Genomic DNA, 20,926 nt, shown 5'->3' on the forward strand with positions numbered 1-20,926 from the left:
GGTACTCACTATGCAAGCTCAATTTCCCCTGTGGCAATACTTTATTAATGCAGTAAAACAAGAAGTAAAGCCTGCATTGGGCTGTACTGAACCAATTTCTCTTGCGCTAGCCGCAGCGAAAGCCGCTGCGTGTGTGGGTGGTGAAGTGACCCGAGTAACCGCATTTGTTTCACCTAACCTAATGAAAAATGGTATGGGGGTTACCGTTCCGGGAACCGGTATGGTAGGACTGCCTATTGCAGCAGCACTTGGCGCCATAGGTGGCGATGATAAAGCAGGACTTGAGGTATTAAAATCAGCGTCCGCATCGGCAATAGAGCTTAGCAAAACCATGCTTGCTCAAGGCTTAATTACTGTTGATATTAAACAGCCTTGTGATGATGTGGTGTATTCAGAAGCAACTGTGTTTACAACACAAGGTTTTGCAACCGTCATTATTGCAGGCTCTCATACCCATGTGGTAAAAGTGATTAAAAATGACAAGGTGATTTTTGATCTCACCCAAAAAGAGCATTCAGAAGACTTCCCTGTTGACTGCGCCGCTGATGTGACACTTCCACCAATTACGGCGAAGGCGGTTTATCAATTCGCAACACAAGCCCCCTTTGAAGATATTCGTTTTATCTTAGAAGCAGCACAGTTAAATGATGCCTTATCACAAGAAGGCTTACGCAATGTGTACGGGTTACACATCGGCAAAACACTGCAAACACAACGTGATCGCGGTTTATTATCAAAAGACTTATTATCAGAGATAATGATCCGCACCTCCGCGGCATCCGATGCGCGTATGGGAGGAGCAATCCTACCGGCAATGAGTAATTCAGGATCGGGTAACCAAGGGATCGCAGCAACCATGCCAGTGGTCGTCACCGCAGACTATTTGCAATCTACAGAGGAGCAGCTTGCAAGAGCCTTAATGTTATCTCATTTAATGGCTATCTATATTCATAATCAATTACCCGCTCTTTCTGCACTGTGTGCGGCTACCACCGCAGCGATGGGGGCTGCCGCAGGTATTGCATGGTTGCTTGAGTCCCGTTATGAAGTGGTTGCCATGGCGATCAGTAGTATGATTGGCGATGTAAGTGGCATGATCTGTGATGGGGCATCCAATAGCTGTGCCATGAAAGTATCAACCAGCGCTAGCGCCGCTTATAAAGCCGTATTAATGGCACTCGATAATAGCTGTGTAAGAGGTTCTGATGGAATTGTGTCTGATGATGTTGACCAATCGATCAGCAATTTATGTTCTTTAGCAACAGGGTCAATGCGCCATACCGACGTACAAATTATTGAAATAATGGCAGCGAAAGCACGATAACTGATTAACTCCCCCCATTACAGGCAATTGTTCTACCTCAATTGCCTGAGGTTGCTAACGGAGCGGGATAAAAACGTGGTTTTTCCCACTCCGTGTTATCAGCCGAAAACCAATGAATTGATTTTCCTCATTTATTTCAGAACCCCTAACGACTGCCGCCAAACATGATATGTTTGTCAACAGTCTGAGGCAATTGTTCTACCTCAATTGCCTGTTTTTTATCTGATTTGGCGACAGCAAAATATTGCCTAAAAGTGTTAATTTATTTGTAATTGTGCAAATTTTTCACGAATTTGCTGTTCTGGCAAATTAACCCCAATGAACACTAACACGCTACGTCTAGGCTCATTTTGTTGCCAATCACGATCCCAGTCAGCACTATAAAGCCGTTGTACGCCTTGGAACAATAGCCGCTTAGGTTCATCTTTAATCGATAAAATACCTTTATAACGCAATAGGTTATCAGCGAAGCCTAAGAGCAATTCTTCCATGACTTGTGAAACCGCCATTAACTCTACGGGGTAATCAAATTCAACAACAATTGAACCGACTTCATTAGACTGTTTTGGGGTAAAACGGAACGTTGGCTGTGAGACTTTTAGTTGAGAATCGAGTAAGAAGCCTTGCACATTAAATAATAAATCAAGATTAATATCGCCATGGATCACTGGATAGATAGGCGCTCGTGCATTAATACGCTGTAGACGCTCTGTCAACGCTTCATGATCAGGCTGAATATCTGTTTTGGTAAGTAAAATACGATCTGCATAGCCAACTTGAGCTTGTGCAATTGCAAAATCATTCAATTGCTTATCAGCATGTACTGCATCTACTAAGGTGATAATGCCATCTAATAAAAAGCGTTCACAAAGGACTTCGTGTGAGAAAAAAGTTTGAGTGATCGGCCCTGGATCAGCCATTCCTGTGCATTCAATCACCAAGCGGTCAAAATTGATATTGCCGCTATCTAAACCATCAAGTAAATCTAACAACGCATTTTCCAACTCATTTGAACGACTGCAACAAATACAACCGTTACTGAGAGTGGTAATTTGCGTTGCACGATCACCAATTAATGCATTATCAATCGGCACTTCGCCAAATTCATTTTCAATCACCGCGATTTTATGGCCGTGATCCGCCTGCAAGATATGACGCAATAAAGTGGTTTTCCCCGCACCGAGAAATCCCGTTAAGATCGTTACTGAGATCGGTTTCATATCGTCCTCTTACATTATTTGTTAACAACAGCGAAATCCGCCTTTACCACTTCCACCATAACGCGCATCTTGGCGCTCACGAAAAAATTCTTTATACGTCATCACAGGTTTATCTGGATGGTTATCTTTCATATGTTGTACATAGGTATCATAGTCTGGGATCCCGACCAACATACGAGCCGCTTGTCCAAGGTATTTACCTGTCTTGCCTAAATTTCCAAACATCATATCACTCCAAGACAAATGCCCTGCATCGCGTTGATAGCAATGCAGGGCACCCTATTATCAATATCGACTAAAGATTAATGTGACGATGTTTTCACACCCTCTTTAGGAACTGGTACATACGGTGTTTCTGCATCAGTACGATTCGGGTTTTTATATGCCTTCATTGCCGTTCTAATACCATAGAAAATAATACCGTAGACAACAACTAAGAACAGAATACTCAGACCCGCATTAGTATAGTTATTGATAATTATGTGATTCATGTCTGTGATTTGTTGTGCTGTTAGATCAGCACCACCTGCTGCGATTTTCTCTTTGTAAGATTTTGCCAGATATAGGAAACCTTCAAGTTGAGGGTTATCACTGAACAATTTCAGACCTAGTGCCCAAGTGGTACAAATCAATAACCAAACCGCTGGCAACACAGTCACATAAATATACTTACTGCGCTTCATTTTAATTAACACCACGGTACTCAGAACCAATGCAACAGCCGCTAACATTTGGTTTGAAATACCAAATAAAGGCCACAGGCTCTTCACACCACCAAGTGGGTCAACAACGCCTTGGTATAACAGATAACCCCACAAGCCTACACAGCCTGCTGTACCTATGATACCCGCCAATAATGAATCTGTTTTTTTCAGAACTGGCACAAAATTACCTAACAAGTCTTGTAACATAAAGCGGCCTGAGCGCGTTCCCGCATCCAAGGCAGTTAAGATAAATAATGCTTCAAAGAGGATACCGAAGTGATACCAGAAGCCCATATTTGCCGCAGGTATAATTTCATGGAAAACATAAGCGATACCTACAGCTAGAGTTGGAGCTCCACCCGCACGGTTCAGAACAGAAGGTTCCCCAATATCTTTTGCCGTTTGCATAATTTGCTCAGGGGAAATCACAAAGCCCCACGAGCTGACTGTTGCAGCGGCATGGACAGAAACATCTTTCAGTTGTGCCAAGATTGCTGCGCCATCAGGGCCACCCAACTCATGCAGATTTGGCATAGTAATGCCCAAAGCAGCAGGAGGAGTATTCATCGCAAAATAGAGACCCGGCTCAATAATTGAGGCTGCAACTAATGCCATGATCGCAACAAATGATTCCATTAACATCGCGCCATAACCGATATAACGCGCATCTTTTTCATTAGCTAGTAACTTAGGTGTCGTTCCCGATGCAATCAAAGCATGGAATCCAGATACCGCACCACAAGCGATAGTAATAAATAAGAATGGGAACAAGGTACCTTTCCAAACTGGGCCTGTACCATCAACAAACTGAGTTACCGCAGGCATTTTCAGCTCTGGGTTTAAGATGACAATACCTACAGCCAACCCAACAATCACCCCAATTTTCAGGAATGTTGCCAGATAGTCACGAGGCGCCAAAATCAACCAAACAGGTAATAATGCAGAAATAAAGGCGTAACCCACTAAAACATAAGTGATTGTCGTATCTTTAAAGGTTAGCGCAGGTCCCCAGTATGGGTCATGAGCAATCACACCACCGAACCAGATAGATAAGATCAGCAGTACAATACCAATAACTGAAACTTCACCGACTCGCCCCGGCCGTAGATAGCGCATGTATATCCCCATAAATAGCGCAATCGGTACAGTAGAACACACGGTAAATACGCCCCATGGACTTTCTGCCAATGCTTTTACTACGATAAGTGCCAGCACGGCTAATATGATGATCATAATGAGGAAACAGCCAAAAAGGGCAATAGTTCCGGGGATCGGCCCTAGCTCTTCCTTAACAATTTCACCTAATGATGCACCGTTACGGCGTGAAGAGATAAACAACACCATAAAGTCTTGCACTGCACCTGCCAGCACCACACCGGCTAATAGCCATAACGTACCCGGTAAGTAGCCGACTTGAGCCGCCAAAACGGGGCCCACAAGTGGTCCCGCACCAGCGATAGCCGCAAAATGGTGACCGAACAGAACGTTTTTATTTGTTGGTACATAGTTTAAGCCATCATTATTAATCACCGCAGGTGTTGCGCGTGTTTCATCAAGCTTCATCACTTTTTTAGCGATGTACAAACTATAATAACGATAAGCAATAAGATAGACCGCCACAGATGCAACAACAATCCATAGCGCACTAATATGTTCCCCACGTCTAAGTGCAACCACACCTAGACAAACCGCACCAATGATACCCAGTATCATCCACGGAATGTGCTTTAAAATACCATTTTTGTTCATAGAACACCCTTCTGAGGTAAAACGAACTTTCTTATGTTTTAGATTAAATAACAAATTGATTTTATTAGTTATTTAATACTAAGCGAGTCTCTTTTTCATCACAGAACGACTATTTAATATTTGAGCTCTGCCATGGTGTCTATGTTACGAAATATCCATTTGTGAATGTCTAAAGAGAGGGCGAGCGGTTACATATGAAATTAAGCGGTCAGTTTTTCACTGTGAATGGTTTTATCAGAGGAAGAAGAACAGGAGAAGTGTGATTAACTTAACAATAATCATGCATTATCAATAAGTTAATCATATTAAATAAAATGATAATAATAAGGTTAATTGTTAATTAAATATTATGGTTTCTCACTCGATGTTATTACATGACCATGAGTATCGATCGATACCCAGTCACCACCAACCCACCAGCTATGCTCTCCATCTGTTTCAAGCTGACACCCCGTACCAACATTGGCTTTACCATTTTCAAATGGATAAGCACAATCATATTTAGCTTCGATAACAATATTTCCTGTTTTCTCATCAGCAAAACCGATTTTATTACCCTGGCGAATGCGATAAACCCCATCTTTAGCTTCATCAGGCCAGTTATCAAAGTAATAAGGCTGATAGACTTTGTTTCCTTGCTTATCAATAACAAATAGCCCCTGATGAGGAATATTTTTTAAACAATACTGATAGTATGAGTCTGGTTCGAAACAACTGAGCTGTTGTTCGGGATCATCCAAAAGTTGAACATATTGTTCATGTAATGAATTCGCTAACAGCATAGAGGGCATCACAGATACCAGTAGCAATAGACGTTGAGTGACCGTATTAAACATCATGCTTTAACACCTATATTGATTTTTCAGTATGTAAGCAATATAGCGGATTTCTTAGCAAAAAAACTCGGAAAAAAATGAAAAAACAAATTATAAAATAAACAGTTATTCACTTATTAATAACTAATAAGAAAAAAATACCCTCAAATAAACCAAAATGAAAACAACACAGTATATAGCTCAACAAACATATACCTGACTAAATCATTTTGAACTCACTCACATAATCATCACATTATTCATACATTAATAAAACAAAACGTTATTGTTAATAACATGAAAAATAATTGTTGAATTAATGATTTTGCTGGGGGAAAAATGCGTATGGAAAACTATGACTATATTATTGTTGGAGCAGGATCCGCAGGTTGTGTGATCGCCGCAAGGTTGATCAAAGAAACACAATCACGAGTCCTACTCCTTGAAGCTGGTGGTAGTGATAATCATTTATATATCAAGATGCCAGCAGGTGTTGCAAAAATTATTGCACAAAAAAGTTGGCCTTATGAAACGGAACCAGAGCCACATGCCAACAACCGAAAAATGCAAATAGCTCAAGGTAAAGTACTCGGGGGCAGTAGCTCTGTTAACGGTATGATTTATATTCGAGGCCAACAACAAGATTACGATAATTGGGCGCAAGTCTATGGTTGTGATGGCTGGGGTTATCAAGATGTTTTGCCGTGGTTTAAAAAAGCAGAGAAAAATGAAAGCCTTTCCAATGACTACCATGGCACAGATGGCATGCTACCTGTTAGCGAAAACCGCTATCGCCATCCACTGTCAATGGCTTTCATACGTGCGGCCCAAGAGCAGGGATTACCTTATGTTAATGATTTAAACGGCGAAAGCCAGCAAGGTGTCGGCTTTTATCAAACCACAACACAGAATGGCGAAAGGGCCAGCACATCCAAAACCTATCTAAAAAGTGTTGCACAAAGTGATAAGCTGACATTAAAACTAAACAAGCAAGTTAATCGTATCATCATTAAAGATGGCATTGCTGTCGGTGTTGCTTATCAAGGCAACAATGGCCACGAAATAGAAGCTTTCGCAAACCAAGAAGTCATTATTTGTGCTGGAGCGATGGGTTCAGCAAAACTACTCATGTTGTCGGGTATTGGCCCTAAACAACATTTATCGTCATTAGATATCGAGACGATTGCCGATCTCCCTGTTGGCAAAAACTTTCATGACCACCTTCATATATCAATTAACGTGACAACTAAAGAACCAATTAGCCTATTTGGAGCCGACCAAGGGGTAAATGCACTAAAGCATGGTTTTCAGTGGTTAGCTTTTCGCAGTGGGCTACTCGCTTCAAACGTACTTGAAGGCGCCGCATTCATTGATAGCTGTGGTCAAGGACGACCAGATGTACAGATCCACTTTTTACCGATATTAGACAGTTGGGACGATGTTCCCGGAGAACCGCTTCCAGCAGCACACGGCTACACGTTAAAAGTTGGCTACTTACAACCCAAATCTCGCGGTGAATTACTACTGCGCAGTAAAGATCCACAAGCCCCCCTAAAAATTCACGCCAACTACTTAGCAAGACAAGAAGATCTAGAAGGTTGTAAACGTGCAGTGAAATTTGGCTTACAAGTCCTTGACTCTGAAGCACTGCAAGCCGTCAGCCAACAGTTGCTTATGCCACCAGCAGAAGTTCGCCATGATGAGGCGGCATTGGAAGAGTTTGTACGTAATTTCTGTAAAACCGTTTACCATCCCGTGGGCAGTTGTCGAATGGGGCAAGATACAGAGACATCCGTCACTGATTTACGCTTACGTGTTCATGGAATTGATAAATTACGGGTTATCGATTGCTCAGTTATGCCTGAAATCCCAAGCGGTAATACCAATGCGCCAACGATTATGATTGCAGAACGCGGAGCTGCAATGATTATAGAGGATAATCATTGATCCTAATAATAGCCCGACTGAACTAAGCGGGCTATTTTTAGCAAAATCGTCATTAATGATGTGTTGCTCTAGTCTACCAATTCATTATTAGCTACATAAATTTTTAAATATCTGTATTAGCCCTTAACCTTAACAGTTGCAGCTGCTTTTTTTGCCATAGTTAACGCATCATCAATCGACTCGCCAATTGCTAGGGCTACGCCTAAACGACGTGTTCCTGCTATTTCAGGTTTACCAAACAAACGTAATTGAACATCGGAACCCAACGCTTCAGCAATATCATCAAAAACGACATTTTTACTGTGTAATTCAGGCAAAATAACGGCCGATGCACTTGGTCCATATTGACGAATACAGCCGATAGGAAAACCTAGGAATGCACGTACATGCAAGGCAAATTCAGATAAATTTTGTGAGATTAATGTCACCATTCCAGTGTCATGTGGGCGAGGGGAAACTTCATTAAAAATGACATCATCACCACATACAAACAGCTCAACGCCAAATAAGCCATGACCGCCTAATGCGGTAACAATTTTAGCGGCGGCATCTTGTGCATTTTTTAAGGCCGTTTCACTCATCTGTTGGGGCTGCCATGATTCACGATAATCCCCTTTTTCTTGCCGATGACCGACTGGTGCGCAAAAGTGAATGCCATCTACTGCACTGATGGTTAACAAAGTGATTTCAAAATCAAAATGCACCATTTTCTCTACAATGACACGGCCTTGGCCCGTACGCCCACCCTCTTGTGAATAATGCCAAGCCGCTCCAAGTTCATCTTCATGACGAATAACACTCTGCCCTTTACCTGACGAACTCATAACGGGTTTAACAATACATGGGAACCCAATTTCATGAGCCGCTGCGATAAAATCCGTTTGAGTCTCAACAAACCGATACTCTGAAGTTGGCAGTTTTAACTCTTCCGCTGCAAGCCTACGGATGCCTTCACGATTCATGGTTAAATAAACCGCGTTTGCAGAAGGGACAACTTTTTGACCTAGCTGCTCTAACTCTACTAATGTTTTGGTCGCAATAGCTTCAATTTCAGGCACAATAAAATCAGGCTTTTCTTTATCGACCAGTTGGCGAAGCGCATTACCATCTAACATATTAATCGTATAGCTACGGTGGGCTACATGCATCGCAGGCGCATTGTCATAACGATCAACGGCAATGACTTCAATCCCTAAACGCTGGCACTCGATCGCCACTTCTTTTCCTAGCTCCCCTGAGCCAAGTAACATAACTTTTGTTGCTGAAGGGCAAAGCGCTGTACCTAATTGATTCATGTTAGATAACCTTGTATGTAAAAACGCCAATTTAACAAACCGATTCCTATAAAGTATATACGCAAACGATTGCCTAAACCACTACAGATCGACAACATTCATTATTTATTATAATTGAGGCGTTTTATCACGCCCTGTCACATAGGCAACGCGCTTATGATACTGCGTATAACGTTTATGCAGTAAAGCAATCACACAGCATAATAACCCTAGCCAAATCAATGAGAAGCTAACACCTTTAATCCAATCAAATAATTCATTGAATAAAAATACAGCTAATAAAAATTGAATAGTTGGCTCGATATATTGTGCCAAACCGATGACAGTCAATGTAGTACGTTTGATTGCTGCCGTAAAAAACAGCAATGGAATGATGGTCACAGGCGCGGCTAACATATAGAGTATTTTAATAGACCAATCACCTGCAAAGACCGCACTCAAGTCATTTGCGGATAACCACCCAATAATCACAAAAGCAATTGGTAATAACCAAACCGCTTCAACAAACAAAGAAGTGATCACATCAAAACGGATAAATTTACGGATCAGGCCATAAACCGCAAATGCACTTCCCATAATCAAAGCAAGCACAGGCAGCTCACCATATTGCCAAATTTGAAAGCTCACTCCTGAAAAAATCAGTAATACCGCCATTTTTTCAGCCACGACCAATCTTTCATGCAAAAACACCACACCTAATAAAATCGAAAAGAGCGGATTAATAAAATAGCCAAGGCTGGCGGCTAAAACCTGACCATGGGTTAATGCGTAAGTAAAGGCTCCCCATGAAATCGCCATAATTGATGAACTAAACAAACACAGAATAATTGAGCGCTTATCAGCCCAAACCTGCTTCCATAGCGTTTTATTTTTAATAATAAAGCGGATTAACAACAAAAAAGGGATCGACCAAATCACCCGCTGAGCCAGCAACTCTAAAGGCTCAGCGCCCGGTAACAAGCGATAAAAAAGTGGTGTGATCCCCCAAAGAATATAAGAAAAGATAGCCAATGCTATCCCTGATCTGAGTAACATATATAATCCAGAGCTTATTCATCAATATTAGGCGCTTGTTATACTTCAAGTTACAGCACTTTGACTAAAGTCTGAGTGACTAGGTCTATTCACGACTCTCCGCATACTTATGTATGACAACTAACCACACAGATACTTATCGTCTAGCTGCACCTCGAATTATTTAGAATATATATGATACTCCTTTATTTATCTAAATGAATGATTGTTATCAAATTTTAAAGTTCACGAATATGTAATGGTGGTTGCTGACGAATAAACTCCGCTAACTCATCTTGAGAAGGTGCGGCACTGATCGCCCCCTTACGAGTGGTCGCTAATGCACCACAGGCTGCGGCCTGTGTGATGATTTTTAAAAAATACTCATCACTGTCATTAACGCCAAATTGAGATATCGCCGCGAGTAAACCTGCCATAAATGCGTCTCCAGCACCTGTCGTATCAATACTTTCAACGCGATACGCACTGATCGCAATCTGCCGCTTAGGTGTTAAAACGACACAACCTTTTGACCCCTGAGTAATAATTTTTAAGCTTGCGGGATAACCCGTTAACTTTTCAAGCGCCATATCAAAAGAGACTTCTTCGGTTAACCATAACAGCTCTTCTTCCGACAATTTTAAGATATCCGCCTGATGAGCAAACCGTTCAACAGTAGTTTGCATTTCAATAGGATCAGCCCACATTTGTGGCCGGATATTGACATCAAAGCTCAATAGTCCCTCTGACTGTTTCATCTTATCCATAGCTTCGAGCAATGAACCTCGACAAACTGGATGAACCAGTGCTAGTGAACAAAAATGTAAGATACCTTTGTCAAAAATAGGTAAATTTTTATTACTGAGAAACTGGTCTGCGGAAGGTGAAACTAAAAAAGAGAATTCACGCTCACCATTTTCCTGTAAGGAGACCAGCACAGTGCTAGTACGATGTAATTCATCAAACTCCATTGATGAGGTATCAACGCCCAAATCAAATAAGGTTTTTTGCATAAAATGACCAAATGCATCTTCCCCTACCCGACCAATAAAACCACTAGGTTGCCCTAATTTAGCGATCCCAGCCGCGACATTTACTGGAGCACCACCCGCACAGGCCTCATATTGCATATTCTGTAAAGGGATCAAATCAACAACCGCATCACCTAAAGACCAAACTTTCATGATTTCTCCTTTCTAAGATCTAACTTAGCGATCATTTACGATAATTATCACTAGAAATACAAGCTTGTTAACGTTAACATCAATAACTAGCAGTATAAATAAAAAGCAATATCAACGCACGTGTTATATCCCCCCTTCGTTATATTTAGGGATATACAAAGAAGTGAGCTTTGCCAAAAATTGATTTTGAAAATAAAAGGAATATTGATGAAACAGCGTATTGAACAAGCAACGATAGCACTTGAAACTGCTCGATTATCCCTTGATAAGCAGTTTTATCCTGAATATCACCTTGCGACCTACGCAGGTTGGCTAAATGATCCAAATGGACTTATTTATCATAATGGTCTGTATCATGCATTCTATCAACATCACCCCTACAGTGCAGACTGGGGACCAATGCACTGGGGACATGCTACGAGCAAAGACATGGTTCATTGGCAACACCAACCAATAGCACTCGCACCGGGTGAGCAGTACGATCGCGATGGGTGCTTTTCAGGATCTGCCGTCAGCCATGATGGAAAGTTGTATTTATTTTATACAGGACACATTTGGCTATCAGACGTCGGTGATGATAGCCAAATTTATCAGGCACAGTGCTTAGCAGTTAGCGATGATGGCATCCATTTTGAAAAAAAAGGTGTCGTGCTCCCCTCACCTGAAGGCTATATGCATTTTCGTGACCCAAAGGTATGGTATCAAGATTCGCGTTGGTGGATGGTTGTTGGAGCAAGAGATAGTTCTGACCTAGGGCAGATCCTACTTTTTCATAGTTATGATCTATTTAATTGGTCTGAAGATTACCAAATACTTGCCAAAACAGACGATAAAAATGTCTATATGTGGGAATGTCCCGATTTTTTCCCACTTGGAGAGCAATTTGTCACACTATTTTCCCCACAAGGGAAAAAACCACAAAACCATCAATATCGCAATCGTTTCCAAAATGGTTATCTAGTTGGTAACTGGTCACCTAACCAATGTTACGAAGTGACAAATCAATTTAGTGAAATCGACTATGGACATGATTTTTATGCGCCACAAACTTTTTTATCTAAAGATGGACGACGTATTGCCATTGCATGGATGGATATGTGGGAAAGCCATATGCCATCAAAACCTCATGGTTGGTCTGGTTGTTTGACTCTTCCGAGAGAACTCACATTAAGCGATCAAGGCAAAGTCCACGTTAATCCAATTAAAGAACTCGCCACTCTTCGCCAATCGGCCATAGAGATTGAACCTTGTATATTTGAAAAAAATACGCAAATTATGCTACTTGAAGATGCAACAGCTTGTGAAATTGAGTTAATTTGGGATTTAGAAAATAGTCCCGCGGAGAAATTTGGGTTTTGGGTTGGTAATGGTGCTCAATTTTTTATTGATGGCCAATCACAGCAACTTGTTTTAGCTCGCCACTACCCTGAGCATACAATTAGTGATTATCGCAGTGCGGCTTTACCGCAAACTCGCCAGCTAAAAATCCATGCATTCATTGATAAATCAAGTCTTGAAGTATTTATCAATGAGGGGGAAATTTGTTTTACTAGCCGCATATATCCACAAAAAAACCAACGTGCTTTAACATTATTTGCGATTAACCAATCGGCAAAATTACTCAAAGCGACTTTATGGCGACTCAACAAAGCTGTTGAATAATATTTTTAAGGGGGACGTTTGCTAATAAGCGTTCCCTTAAATTGATGACCTTTCTAATAAATCACATGCAACATATTGAGTACCATTATTTTTCCGTTGCTCAATGATATGTAATGCAGCTTGTTCCCCTAATTGATAATGAGGTAACACAACCGTTGTTAGTGGTGGATAAAATAACTCACCAACGCCAATCATATTGTCATATCCCAATACTGCCACATCTTTTGGAATGTGGATCCCTTTGCCCAATAACACTTGATAAGCTAAAAAAGCAATACGGTCATTACCACACACCACAACATCAAAATCAGGTTGGCCATTTTTACAATGATTATTAATCAATCCAACCACATCGAGATAATGCTCATCGCCCATCGCTAAATGATACTGTTGTAATACCTCAGTGGCGAACCCAGCATCATGCCAAGCTGACTCAACTGCTTTTCTACGTATATTTCCGGCTAACGTTTCTTTTGGTATATATAAACATAATGGTTTCCGGTAACCTTTTTCGATTAATTTGCGCATAGCATTATATTGCCCGTTGTAATCATCAGGTATATACGCCGGTAACCGCTTTTGTACATCAATACAGTTAGCTAGGACTAAATGGTTTTTATGTAGCCCCTCAGGAATAGAAACTTCCCTTAACCCCATCGTAGTATAAATAATACCATCAGGCCGCTGAGATAATAATTGCCTTACTGCTCGCTCATTGTCTTCATTTGATGTGATGTTGACCACAAAGCTACTCCATCCAAATTGCCTTGCCGTCTGTTCTATTGAAAGAATAATCTCAACAGAATAGGGTGTAGTCGCAGTATCGAGAGCTAAAACGCCTACTGTTGATACTTTTGATCCTTTGCCTCGAATTTTTCGAGCTGAAAAGTCAGGGACATAATTAAGGTTTCGAATGGCTTCCTGTACCTGCTTAAGGGTCTCAGGTTTCAGAAGCTCAGGGTTATTGATAGCTCTTGAGACTGTCATCAATGAAACATTAGCAAGTCGAGCTACATCTTTTAAAGAAGCCATTTAAGTATTTTCACTCAGCTATGTAATAGTAAATGAAAATTCTAACATGATAGAGATAAAAATCATCTACCATCGTATTCAGCAATCACGTAATCATTACAAATGAAACTACACAAAATCTAGCGCCAGTGCTTTTTATGACTACTATTTTGAGATATTATCATTCCAATGTGTAAAAAAATTTTATAACATATCTAAAATATTAAAGTAGCCAAACCCAAGGATAAGTAAAAACACTTACATATCCCGCTAGGTATTTATTATTTCTTACTCACTGACACAAATATTAACCATTAATTCTACTTTTATATTAAATTTATCTAGCTGTGAAATATAATATAAATTAAGGTCAGTAAAGGTTCGTAAATACATTAATAATAAAACTAAAAAATTAGCGAGAAAATATTACCATAGGCTTACTTCGCTATCGGTTAAACGTATTTTTTTGAATTTATATGAATATCAAATCAGTGTAACAGGAGTATGGTGATGAATAACACCATTCACGTAATCATAGAAAGCGATAATGTCATTAAGAATAAGCTGAAACCAATGATGGAATCTTTTGGGTTCAATTTTAAGTTCTATAATGATGAAGATTTATTTACAAGTAATTATACGTACCCTGATGAAGAAGGAGCAAAAGAGTGCGTATTAATATTTTTAAATAGTGAAAGTAATCATATTGGTAGGTTGAGCAATATCAATACTTACTTCGGTATTATTCCCTTTATAGTTTTCTCCGAAAAGCCCTCTGTAGAGCTCTGTCGCGAAAGTTTTAAATCTGGTGCCTTCGACTTTTTCTCATTTCCATTTAAAGATTCAGATATTGCACACTCAGTAAGTAATGCTATGGAGCAATTCATGAGTGAATATGAAGAACTTAAAAAATTCACTGAGTTAACCGATAAATTTGACAGACTCTCTAATCGTGAAAAAGAGATTATGGATATGATTTTAGAAGGAAATACCAGTAAAGAAACTGCTGAGAAACTTGCTCTATCACCAAGAACCGTTGAAGTTCACAGGTCAAATATTTATACCAAACTTGGGATAAAATCTTTACCACAATTAATTCAAGAATATGAATACATAAACACTTACTCTAGATATTCATGAACCAATAATAAGTAAATACACTTAAAAAGATATTAATTTAGCTTTTTAGCTTTAATACATCAAAAAATTTAACTATTTAATGTAGTTTTATTTCGAATATTAAGATTTTTACAGTTTTAATAACTGTAATTAATTTACACAGCTAAATTAATATACTGGGCTGTCGCATGTTAAATTTAGCTGTGTCAGCCTTTTTTTGTTTATTCATTAAGTTACTTAAGTTAATTATTAATTTCATACAGAAACTATTTCACACATTAGATTTAAGTTATATTACTTATTTTCGCCTTCAATTAACTCGAATGACACCTTCATCTTTACCACATTAAATTTAGGTTATGTCTTTGTGAAACAATATTATCTAAAAATTTTTCTAATCTAAAAAATTCAGCTCAAAATTAACATACTAGTATCAATATTTAGACCATAATTATGGTGTCTCTTCATTGTCCTTAATTTTTATTTCAATAAGAACAAACATTAGCGTTTTACTTAAATGAAATAAAATTTTTTCGCCTCTTTGTTGCCACACAACAAAATGCAAACATCTTTGAGCACAGTCAGCCGTTATGGCGCTTCATTGATATTTTTCAATTTTCTTGCAGAATATCCTCTGAAGCGCTCTCTTTTTTAGCGAAACTTCTCTATTATCAAATACACTGCCCAAGTAACGGAGAAGAATATGATCGGTCTTATTATTATTTCTCATAGCAACCAGCTCGCTGACGGACTGCTTCAACTCGCCGAACAAATGCAAAACAAGCAAAACTGCCAAATTGTGATTGCAGCAGGAGTTGATGATGAACAACACCCTATTGGTACAGATGCCATCAAAGTTATGGAAGCTGTTGAGCAGCTATCAGATGCAGAACACATTATCCTATTAATGGATTTAGGTAGTGCGCTACTGAGTGCCGAAACTGCTCTTGATCTTCTTGACCCCGAACTAGCAAAAAAAGTTCATTTATGTAGCGCGCCGTTAGTTGAAGGCACAATTGCAATTACAGCAGCGGCTTCGAGTGGAGCCACAATTGAAACTATTTTGAATGAAGCACATCAAGCGCTACATGCAAAACAGCAGCAACTAAATGACAAAGTTGATACATCAAACCAACAACCAACTCAAGCTAATGTTTTTACTCACCAAGCACTCAAAGCACAATGGGTGGTACGCAATCCTTCAGGGTTACATATTCGCCCCGCAGCGAAACTTGCCTCATTACTCGCTGGATTTGATGCCAAAGTAGAACTACACAATAACGATAAGCGTGCAGATGCGAAAAGCATGAATCAAATTGCGTTATTACAAGTACGCAAAGGTGACAAAATTACTTTGATTGCTGAAGGTAGTGATAGCCAAGCCGCTATTAATGCATTTAAACAACTTGCTCAACATAATTTTGGCGACGATATCACCACCTCAGATGATAAATGCTTAATAGGAAAAGCGGCTATACTCCCTTCGGTGACAGGGTTTGCCTATCATAAACCTGTCAATACAGAATTTAGCTTGCCAACATATCAAACTAGTGAACAAGAGATCACTAAAGCGACTCAAGCACTTGAGCAGCTACAATCTCAACTAGCCACACTGGCGGACTCATTAAGTCAGCAGTATGGTAAAAATATTTCTGATATTTTTAATGGACACAGCTTATTACTTGATGACGCTGAGCTGCTTGAATCAATTAAACAGCAGATCATCAGCCAGCATCGCACGGCGGCTGAGGCAATAATGTCTGTTTTTGCAGACATGTCACAACAATACCAGCAACTCGACGATACATATTTACAAGCGAGGTATATCGACATTGATGACTTAAAAAATCAGTTGCTGTTATTGCTAAGTGCAACAAATCCGCTTAACCCAGCCTTAACCGAACCAACCATCTTATTAGCTGATAATTTAGGGCCTTTAGAACTCATGCGCTATAAAGACACACCTGTAGTTGGTATAGCGCTATCGAATGGCTCACCGTATTCGCACACCTGCATTATTGCTGCAAAAATGGGACTTCCAATGTTGGTAAATCTGGGTGAAGAGATACAATCTGTGCCGGAACATACAAAATTAACACTATCGGCTGATTCTGCAACATTGACGATGGGTTAGGTATAACGACTAAAACCATCGGCGGAAACCGTTGTCCGCTGATGGTTAACAATGAAATGGAATAACTCGCTTATTTATATTCTTTAATATTAATCTCATACTGTTTTAGCTTGCGCCAAAGCGTGGTTCTCCCCATATTCAAAACTTGGTACATTTCTTGAATTTTGCCATGACAAACTTTAGCCGCTTCAATAATGGCTGCCTTTTCGACCTCTTGAATATTAAGCTCACGGGGAGGAATATTGCTATGATTTTCAAACACAAGCCGCTGTAAGTACAAATGGTGTTTGATTTTTTCATTAATTTCACGGCTAACTGAATGGACTAACGCAAGTAAAATAGTACTATCCACCGTTTGAGAAACAAAAGCCACTATAGCAATCACATTTCTATGTTCACAAAAAACGGGCGCTAGATAATAGAAGGCATCAGGCAGTTTAATTGATTGAGAAAATAATCTAAATTGTGCTTCTGTGGAACAGTTAGTAGAGAGTATAGGTGTCATAGCAAATGGCTTTGCTAACCCTTCACTTAGCCATATTGGCTCCCCATCAGGTGAAATTAAAGCGGCGTTGATAGTTTGATCATTGGTAGGAGCTAACGCATTTTCGATCGCTTGCCTCGAAAAATAAATAAGCAGTTCTGAAGAAATAGCGTTTTCTAGCTCTTCTGAACCCGATAAAACCACTGAAGGTAATAAATCAACAGACATAGCCATCCTTATACATTGATAAGTCATTCTGTGATTATGTCAATTTCTTATTAAATTTTAATATCACAAATCAAATAATGTATTAATAGATTTTTATCCTTTGATCTAGAACAATATCAGTAAACATATTGATAAACTAGACAGCCTCCATAATAAAAAACAAAAAAGCCTGCTAATTACTCATTAGTCAGGCTTTTATTTACAAATTTATATAGATAGCAATGTTAAATAAAATTGATTAGCTAACTAACCAGATTAAAAACCAAATAGAACAAAACACAACCAATATTATTCAGTAACAATTGTACCCCAAAGGTCATACTCATCAGCATGCTCAATCAGTACATTAACTACGTCCCCAGGTTTGACATCAAATTCACCATTTAAGTAAACCATGCCATCAATTTCTGGGGCATCAGCCATACTACGTCCAACCGCCCCTTCCTCGTCAACTTCATCAATGATAACAGGTAGCTGACGACCGATTTTCTCTTGTAATCTTTGTGTAGAAATTTGTTGCTGGAGCTGCATAAAACGATGATAGCGTTCCTCTTTAATCTCTTCAGGAACTTGATCAGCAAGCTCATTCGCTTTCGCACCTTCTACTGGGCTATATTTAAAACAACCAACGCGATCAAGGCGAGCTTCTTGTAAAAAATCGAGCAGCATTTGGAAATCTTCCTCAGTTTCCCCAGGAAAACCAACAATAAAGGTAGAACGTAAGGTTAATTCAGGACAGATTTCACGCCAACGTTTGATACGCTCTAAGGTTCTTTCTACTGCACCAGGACGTTTCATCAGTTTTAAAATTTTAGGGCTAGCGTGCTGTAATGGAATATCCAAATAAGGAAGCACTTTGCCTTCGGCCATCAAAGGGATCACATCATCAACATGTGGATATGGATAGACATAATGCAAACGAACCCAGACACCCATTGATGCTAACTGCTCACATAAACCAACCATACTGGTCTTCACTGGTTTGCCATCCCAAAAACCGGTACGGTGTTTGACATCCACACCATAAGCAGAGGTATCTTGTGAAATAACTAATAACTCTTTAACACCAGACGCAACAAGACGTTTTGCTTCATTTAATACATCACCAATTTCACGGCTATCTAAATCGCCCCGCATAGAAGGGATGATGCAGAAAGTACAACGGTGATTACAGCCTTCCGATATTTTTAAGTAAGCATAATGCTTCGGTGTTAGTTTCACCCCTTGTTCAGGGACTAAACTAAAAAATGGGTCGTGCTCAGGCTTTGGTACATAATGATGAACATGATTTAGAACCTGTTCATAACTATGAGGTCCAGTAATCTCAAGAACTTTTGGATGGACTTCGCGAATTTGATTTTCTTTTGCGCCAAGACAACCTGTCACAATCACTTTGCCGTTTTCATTTAATGCTTCGCCAATCGCTTCCAGCGATTCTTGTACCGCACTATCGATAAAACCACAGGTATTCACAATGACTAAATCAGCATCATCATAACTTGGAACAACTTGATAGCCATCTGTGCGTAGCTCAGTCAAGATACGTTCAGAATCGACAAGGTTTTTTGGACAGCCGAGGGAAACGAAACCAATTTTTGGCACCGCATTAGTATTTTGCGACATAGCTCACTTCTTTTATTGTTTTAAAAAATGGGCGAGATTTTACCTGAAGTATAGCGGAAATTGTACAAATTTTTAGCGATAAATCTGCATTTCTTCATATCATACGTTCTATCTTGAAGATTTTACGGCCATAAGAACAAACTTATGAATATTTTGTTATTTATCGTTATAAAATTTCACTTATGCTATTATTCTCCAGTCATTAGAACTACTAACACCAAATATTAACTACCAAAAATGAAGAAAAATAAGAGTAAGAGCAAGAAGCGTAGCCGAAATAGATATAACGATAACAGCCATGTCTCTTTTAGTGTTGATAGTGTTAGCAGCAACAGAAATATAACTAACGATAATAACCATTATGCTAACGTCGAAACGATAATTTATCCCTTACCAAATGCGCTGAAACTCCCTATAAACACAATAGTTGGCTATGGCAATCAAACATCTGTTTATTTTATATGGCTATTTTGTGCTTTGATATGTGCCTTAACGTCCTTCATTCTATGGGAAGTCATCTTAGAAAAAACACTGTTTATCGCCATTGAGACGATACTATTAGTTTCATTTTATACTCTATTAAAACGATTTAATAAAACGGTTGGCTATTGCTCGATAGATAATGACGGATTTAGATTTATTTGTGATCCCGCCCCAAAAATGAACATTGAAATACTCTGGGAAAACATCTGCCCAGAATATGTTGTACATATCGAAACAGGAGGTAGATATCGACCTGATTATCTTGTTTTTAAATATAAAAACGCACTTAATGAGAGTAAGAAATATAAGTTACCCATCGAAAATTGGATTAATGGCTCACCATTATCTCCAATAGAAAAAAGAAAATTGATGCTGAAAACTATACTTAAAGGGTTAGCAAGAATTCCTAACATGAAAATCAACCAACATGTCTTTACTAAACTCGATGTAGATCCAAAGACATTTGAATTCTCTCCATCAAAGAGAAAGTCAGAAAACATGAATGGCATCATTTTCACCATCACCATTTTAGGTATTTGTTTTATGTTATGGGTATTTTTGTCTTCAATTCTCCCCCCTTCATGGGCTTTAGGCTTATTATTACTTTCTATCATCCCTATAGCTATCGGTTTGATTTTATTAATTAATTGTCTTGAACCAGAATCCGAAAACAATATTAGTTATAGCGATAATATTAACAAGTCATCATCTTAACTATGACCGTTTTATCATTAGAGAAGTTCTAATCAGCAGGCATTCATCAAGCTACTGACTAAGTATCACCCAGCATTGGCCACTAAATTAGTCATTTGTTTTATATCTATAACTTAAAATATAAACGTCTATTAGATTGATTATTAAAATAAAAACAGCATCCTATATAGTTTGTTAACTATTCGTTTATTGTTTATAGATATTCCTATTGATATA

The 20,926-nt window shown here is 39.2% G+C and carries 16 protein-coding genes; 6 read left to right on the top strand and 10 right to left on the bottom strand.

Annotated elements, in window-relative coordinates:
• Positions 1-10 precede the first annotated feature (10 nt).
• Positions 11-1,324: a serine dehydratase subunit alpha family protein gene (locus SC428_RS10040; protein ID WP_318707399.1), complete on the top strand. Its 1,314-nt coding sequence runs from the start codon at positions 11-13 to the stop codon at positions 1,322-1,324.
• A 257-nt stretch (positions 1,325-1,581) separates the two neighbouring features.
• Here SC428_RS10040 and yjiA read toward each other — a convergent pair whose 3' ends face one another.
• The 4 genes from yjiA to SC428_RS10060 form a co-directional block, all read right to left on the bottom strand.
• Positions 1,582-2,544 carry a GTPase gene (gene yjiA / locus SC428_RS10045; protein ID WP_070927761.1) on the bottom strand — a complete coding sequence of 321 codons (963 nt, stop codon included), beginning with the start codon at positions 2,542-2,544 and terminating at the stop codon, positions 1,582-1,584.
• Between the two features lie 21 nt (positions 2,545-2,565).
• A complete protein-coding gene (locus tag SC428_RS10050) occupies positions 2,566-2,769 on the bottom strand; it encodes a YbdD/YjiX family protein (protein WP_036955629.1) in 204 nt (67 codons plus the stop codon).
• A 77-nt stretch (positions 2,770-2,846) separates the two neighbouring features.
• Positions 2,847-4,997: a carbon starvation CstA family protein gene (locus SC428_RS10055; protein WP_140181495.1), complete on the bottom strand. Its 2,151-nt coding sequence runs from the start codon at positions 4,995-4,997 to the stop codon at positions 2,847-2,849.
• A 347-nt stretch (positions 4,998-5,344) separates the two neighbouring features.
• A complete protein-coding gene (locus SC428_RS10060; RefSeq protein WP_318707403.1) occupies positions 5,345-5,836 on the bottom strand; it encodes a WG repeat-containing protein in 492 nt (163 codons plus the stop codon).
• A gap of 315 nt (positions 5,837-6,151) precedes the next feature.
• On the opposite strand from SC428_RS10060, the gene SC428_RS10065 reads away from it, so the two are divergent.
• Positions 6,152-7,759, top strand: coding sequence for a GMC family oxidoreductase (locus SC428_RS10065; RefSeq protein WP_318707405.1), 1,608 nt, complete (start codon positions 6,152-6,154; stop codon positions 7,757-7,759).
• Positions 7,760-7,875: 116 nt separating this feature from the next.
• Here the strand turns inward: SC428_RS10065 and purT are convergent, their stop codons facing one another.
• The 3 genes from purT to SC428_RS10080 all read right to left on the bottom strand — a co-directional run bounded on the left by purT (position 7,876) and on the right by SC428_RS10080 (position 11,252).
• The gene (purT, locus tag SC428_RS10070; protein WP_140181489.1) at positions 7,876-9,054 is read right to left on the bottom strand and encodes a formate-dependent phosphoribosylglycinamide formyltransferase; all 1,179 of its coding nucleotides are present in this window, start codon (positions 9,052-9,054) and stop codon (positions 7,876-7,878) included.
• Between the two features lie 108 nt (positions 9,055-9,162).
• Positions 9,163-10,089 carry an EamA family transporter RarD gene (rarD, locus tag SC428_RS10075; protein WP_070927771.1) on the bottom strand — a complete coding sequence of 309 codons (927 nt, stop codon included), beginning with the start codon at positions 10,087-10,089 and terminating at the stop codon, positions 9,163-9,165.
• Positions 10,090-10,307: 218 nt separating this feature from the next.
• Entirely contained in the window at positions 10,308-11,252 is a 945-nt protein-coding gene (locus SC428_RS10080; protein WP_140181487.1) for an aminoimidazole riboside kinase, read from the bottom strand.
• A 207-nt stretch (positions 11,253-11,459) separates the two neighbouring features.
• Here SC428_RS10080 and SC428_RS10085 point away from each other — a divergent pair, with 207 nt between their 5' ends.
• The gene (locus tag SC428_RS10085) at positions 11,460-12,914 is read left to right on the top strand and encodes a glycoside hydrolase family 32 protein (RefSeq protein WP_140185828.1); all 1,455 of its coding nucleotides are present in this window, start codon (positions 11,460-11,462) and stop codon (positions 12,912-12,914) included.
• Between the two features lie 36 nt (positions 12,915-12,950).
• On the opposite strand, the gene SC428_RS10090 is transcribed toward SC428_RS10085, so the two are convergent.
• Positions 12,951-13,946, bottom strand: coding sequence for a LacI family DNA-binding transcriptional regulator (locus SC428_RS10090; protein ID WP_070927775.1), 996 nt, complete (start codon positions 13,944-13,946; stop codon positions 12,951-12,953).
• Positions 13,947-14,435: 489 nt separating this feature from the next.
• Here SC428_RS10090 and SC428_RS10095 point away from each other — a divergent pair, with 489 nt between their 5' ends.
• Together SC428_RS10095 and dhaM are read left to right on the top strand one after the other, a co-directional pair.
• Positions 14,436-15,065: a response regulator transcription factor gene (locus SC428_RS10095; protein WP_070927777.1), complete on the top strand. Its 630-nt coding sequence runs from the start codon at positions 14,436-14,438 to the stop codon at positions 15,063-15,065.
• A gap of 682 nt (positions 15,066-15,747) precedes the next feature.
• Complete coding sequence (gene dhaM, locus SC428_RS10100; RefSeq protein WP_318707412.1) at positions 15,748-17,178, top strand: dihydroxyacetone kinase phosphoryl donor subunit DhaM; 1,431 nt, start codon at positions 15,748-15,750, stop codon at positions 17,176-17,178.
• Positions 17,179-17,248: 70 nt separating this feature from the next.
• Here the strand turns inward: dhaM and SC428_RS22180 are convergent, their stop codons facing one another.
• On the bottom strand, positions 17,249-17,890 hold the full coding sequence (locus SC428_RS22180; RefSeq protein ID WP_070926340.1) for a helix-turn-helix domain-containing protein: 642 nt from the start codon (positions 17,888-17,890) through the stop codon (positions 17,249-17,251).
• Between the two features lie 288 nt (positions 17,891-18,178).
• Positions 18,179-19,513: a 30S ribosomal protein S12 methylthiotransferase RimO gene (rimO, locus tag SC428_RS10110; RefSeq protein ID WP_070926342.1), complete on the bottom strand. Its 1,335-nt coding sequence runs from the start codon at positions 19,511-19,513 to the stop codon at positions 18,179-18,181.
• Between the two features lie 237 nt (positions 19,514-19,750).
• Between rimO and SC428_RS10115 the strand changes: the two genes are divergently transcribed.
• Positions 19,751-20,710 carry a hypothetical protein gene (locus SC428_RS10115; protein ID WP_318707415.1) on the top strand — a complete coding sequence of 320 codons (960 nt, stop codon included), beginning with the start codon at positions 19,751-19,753 and terminating at the stop codon, positions 20,708-20,710.
• Positions 20,711-20,926: the final 216 nt, after the last annotated feature.

It is taken from the genome of Providencia sp. 2023EL-00965 (assembly GCF_033550225.1).
GTDB classification, from domain to species: domain Bacteria; phylum Pseudomonadota; class Gammaproteobacteria; order Enterobacterales; family Enterobacteriaceae; genus Providencia; species Providencia manganoxydans.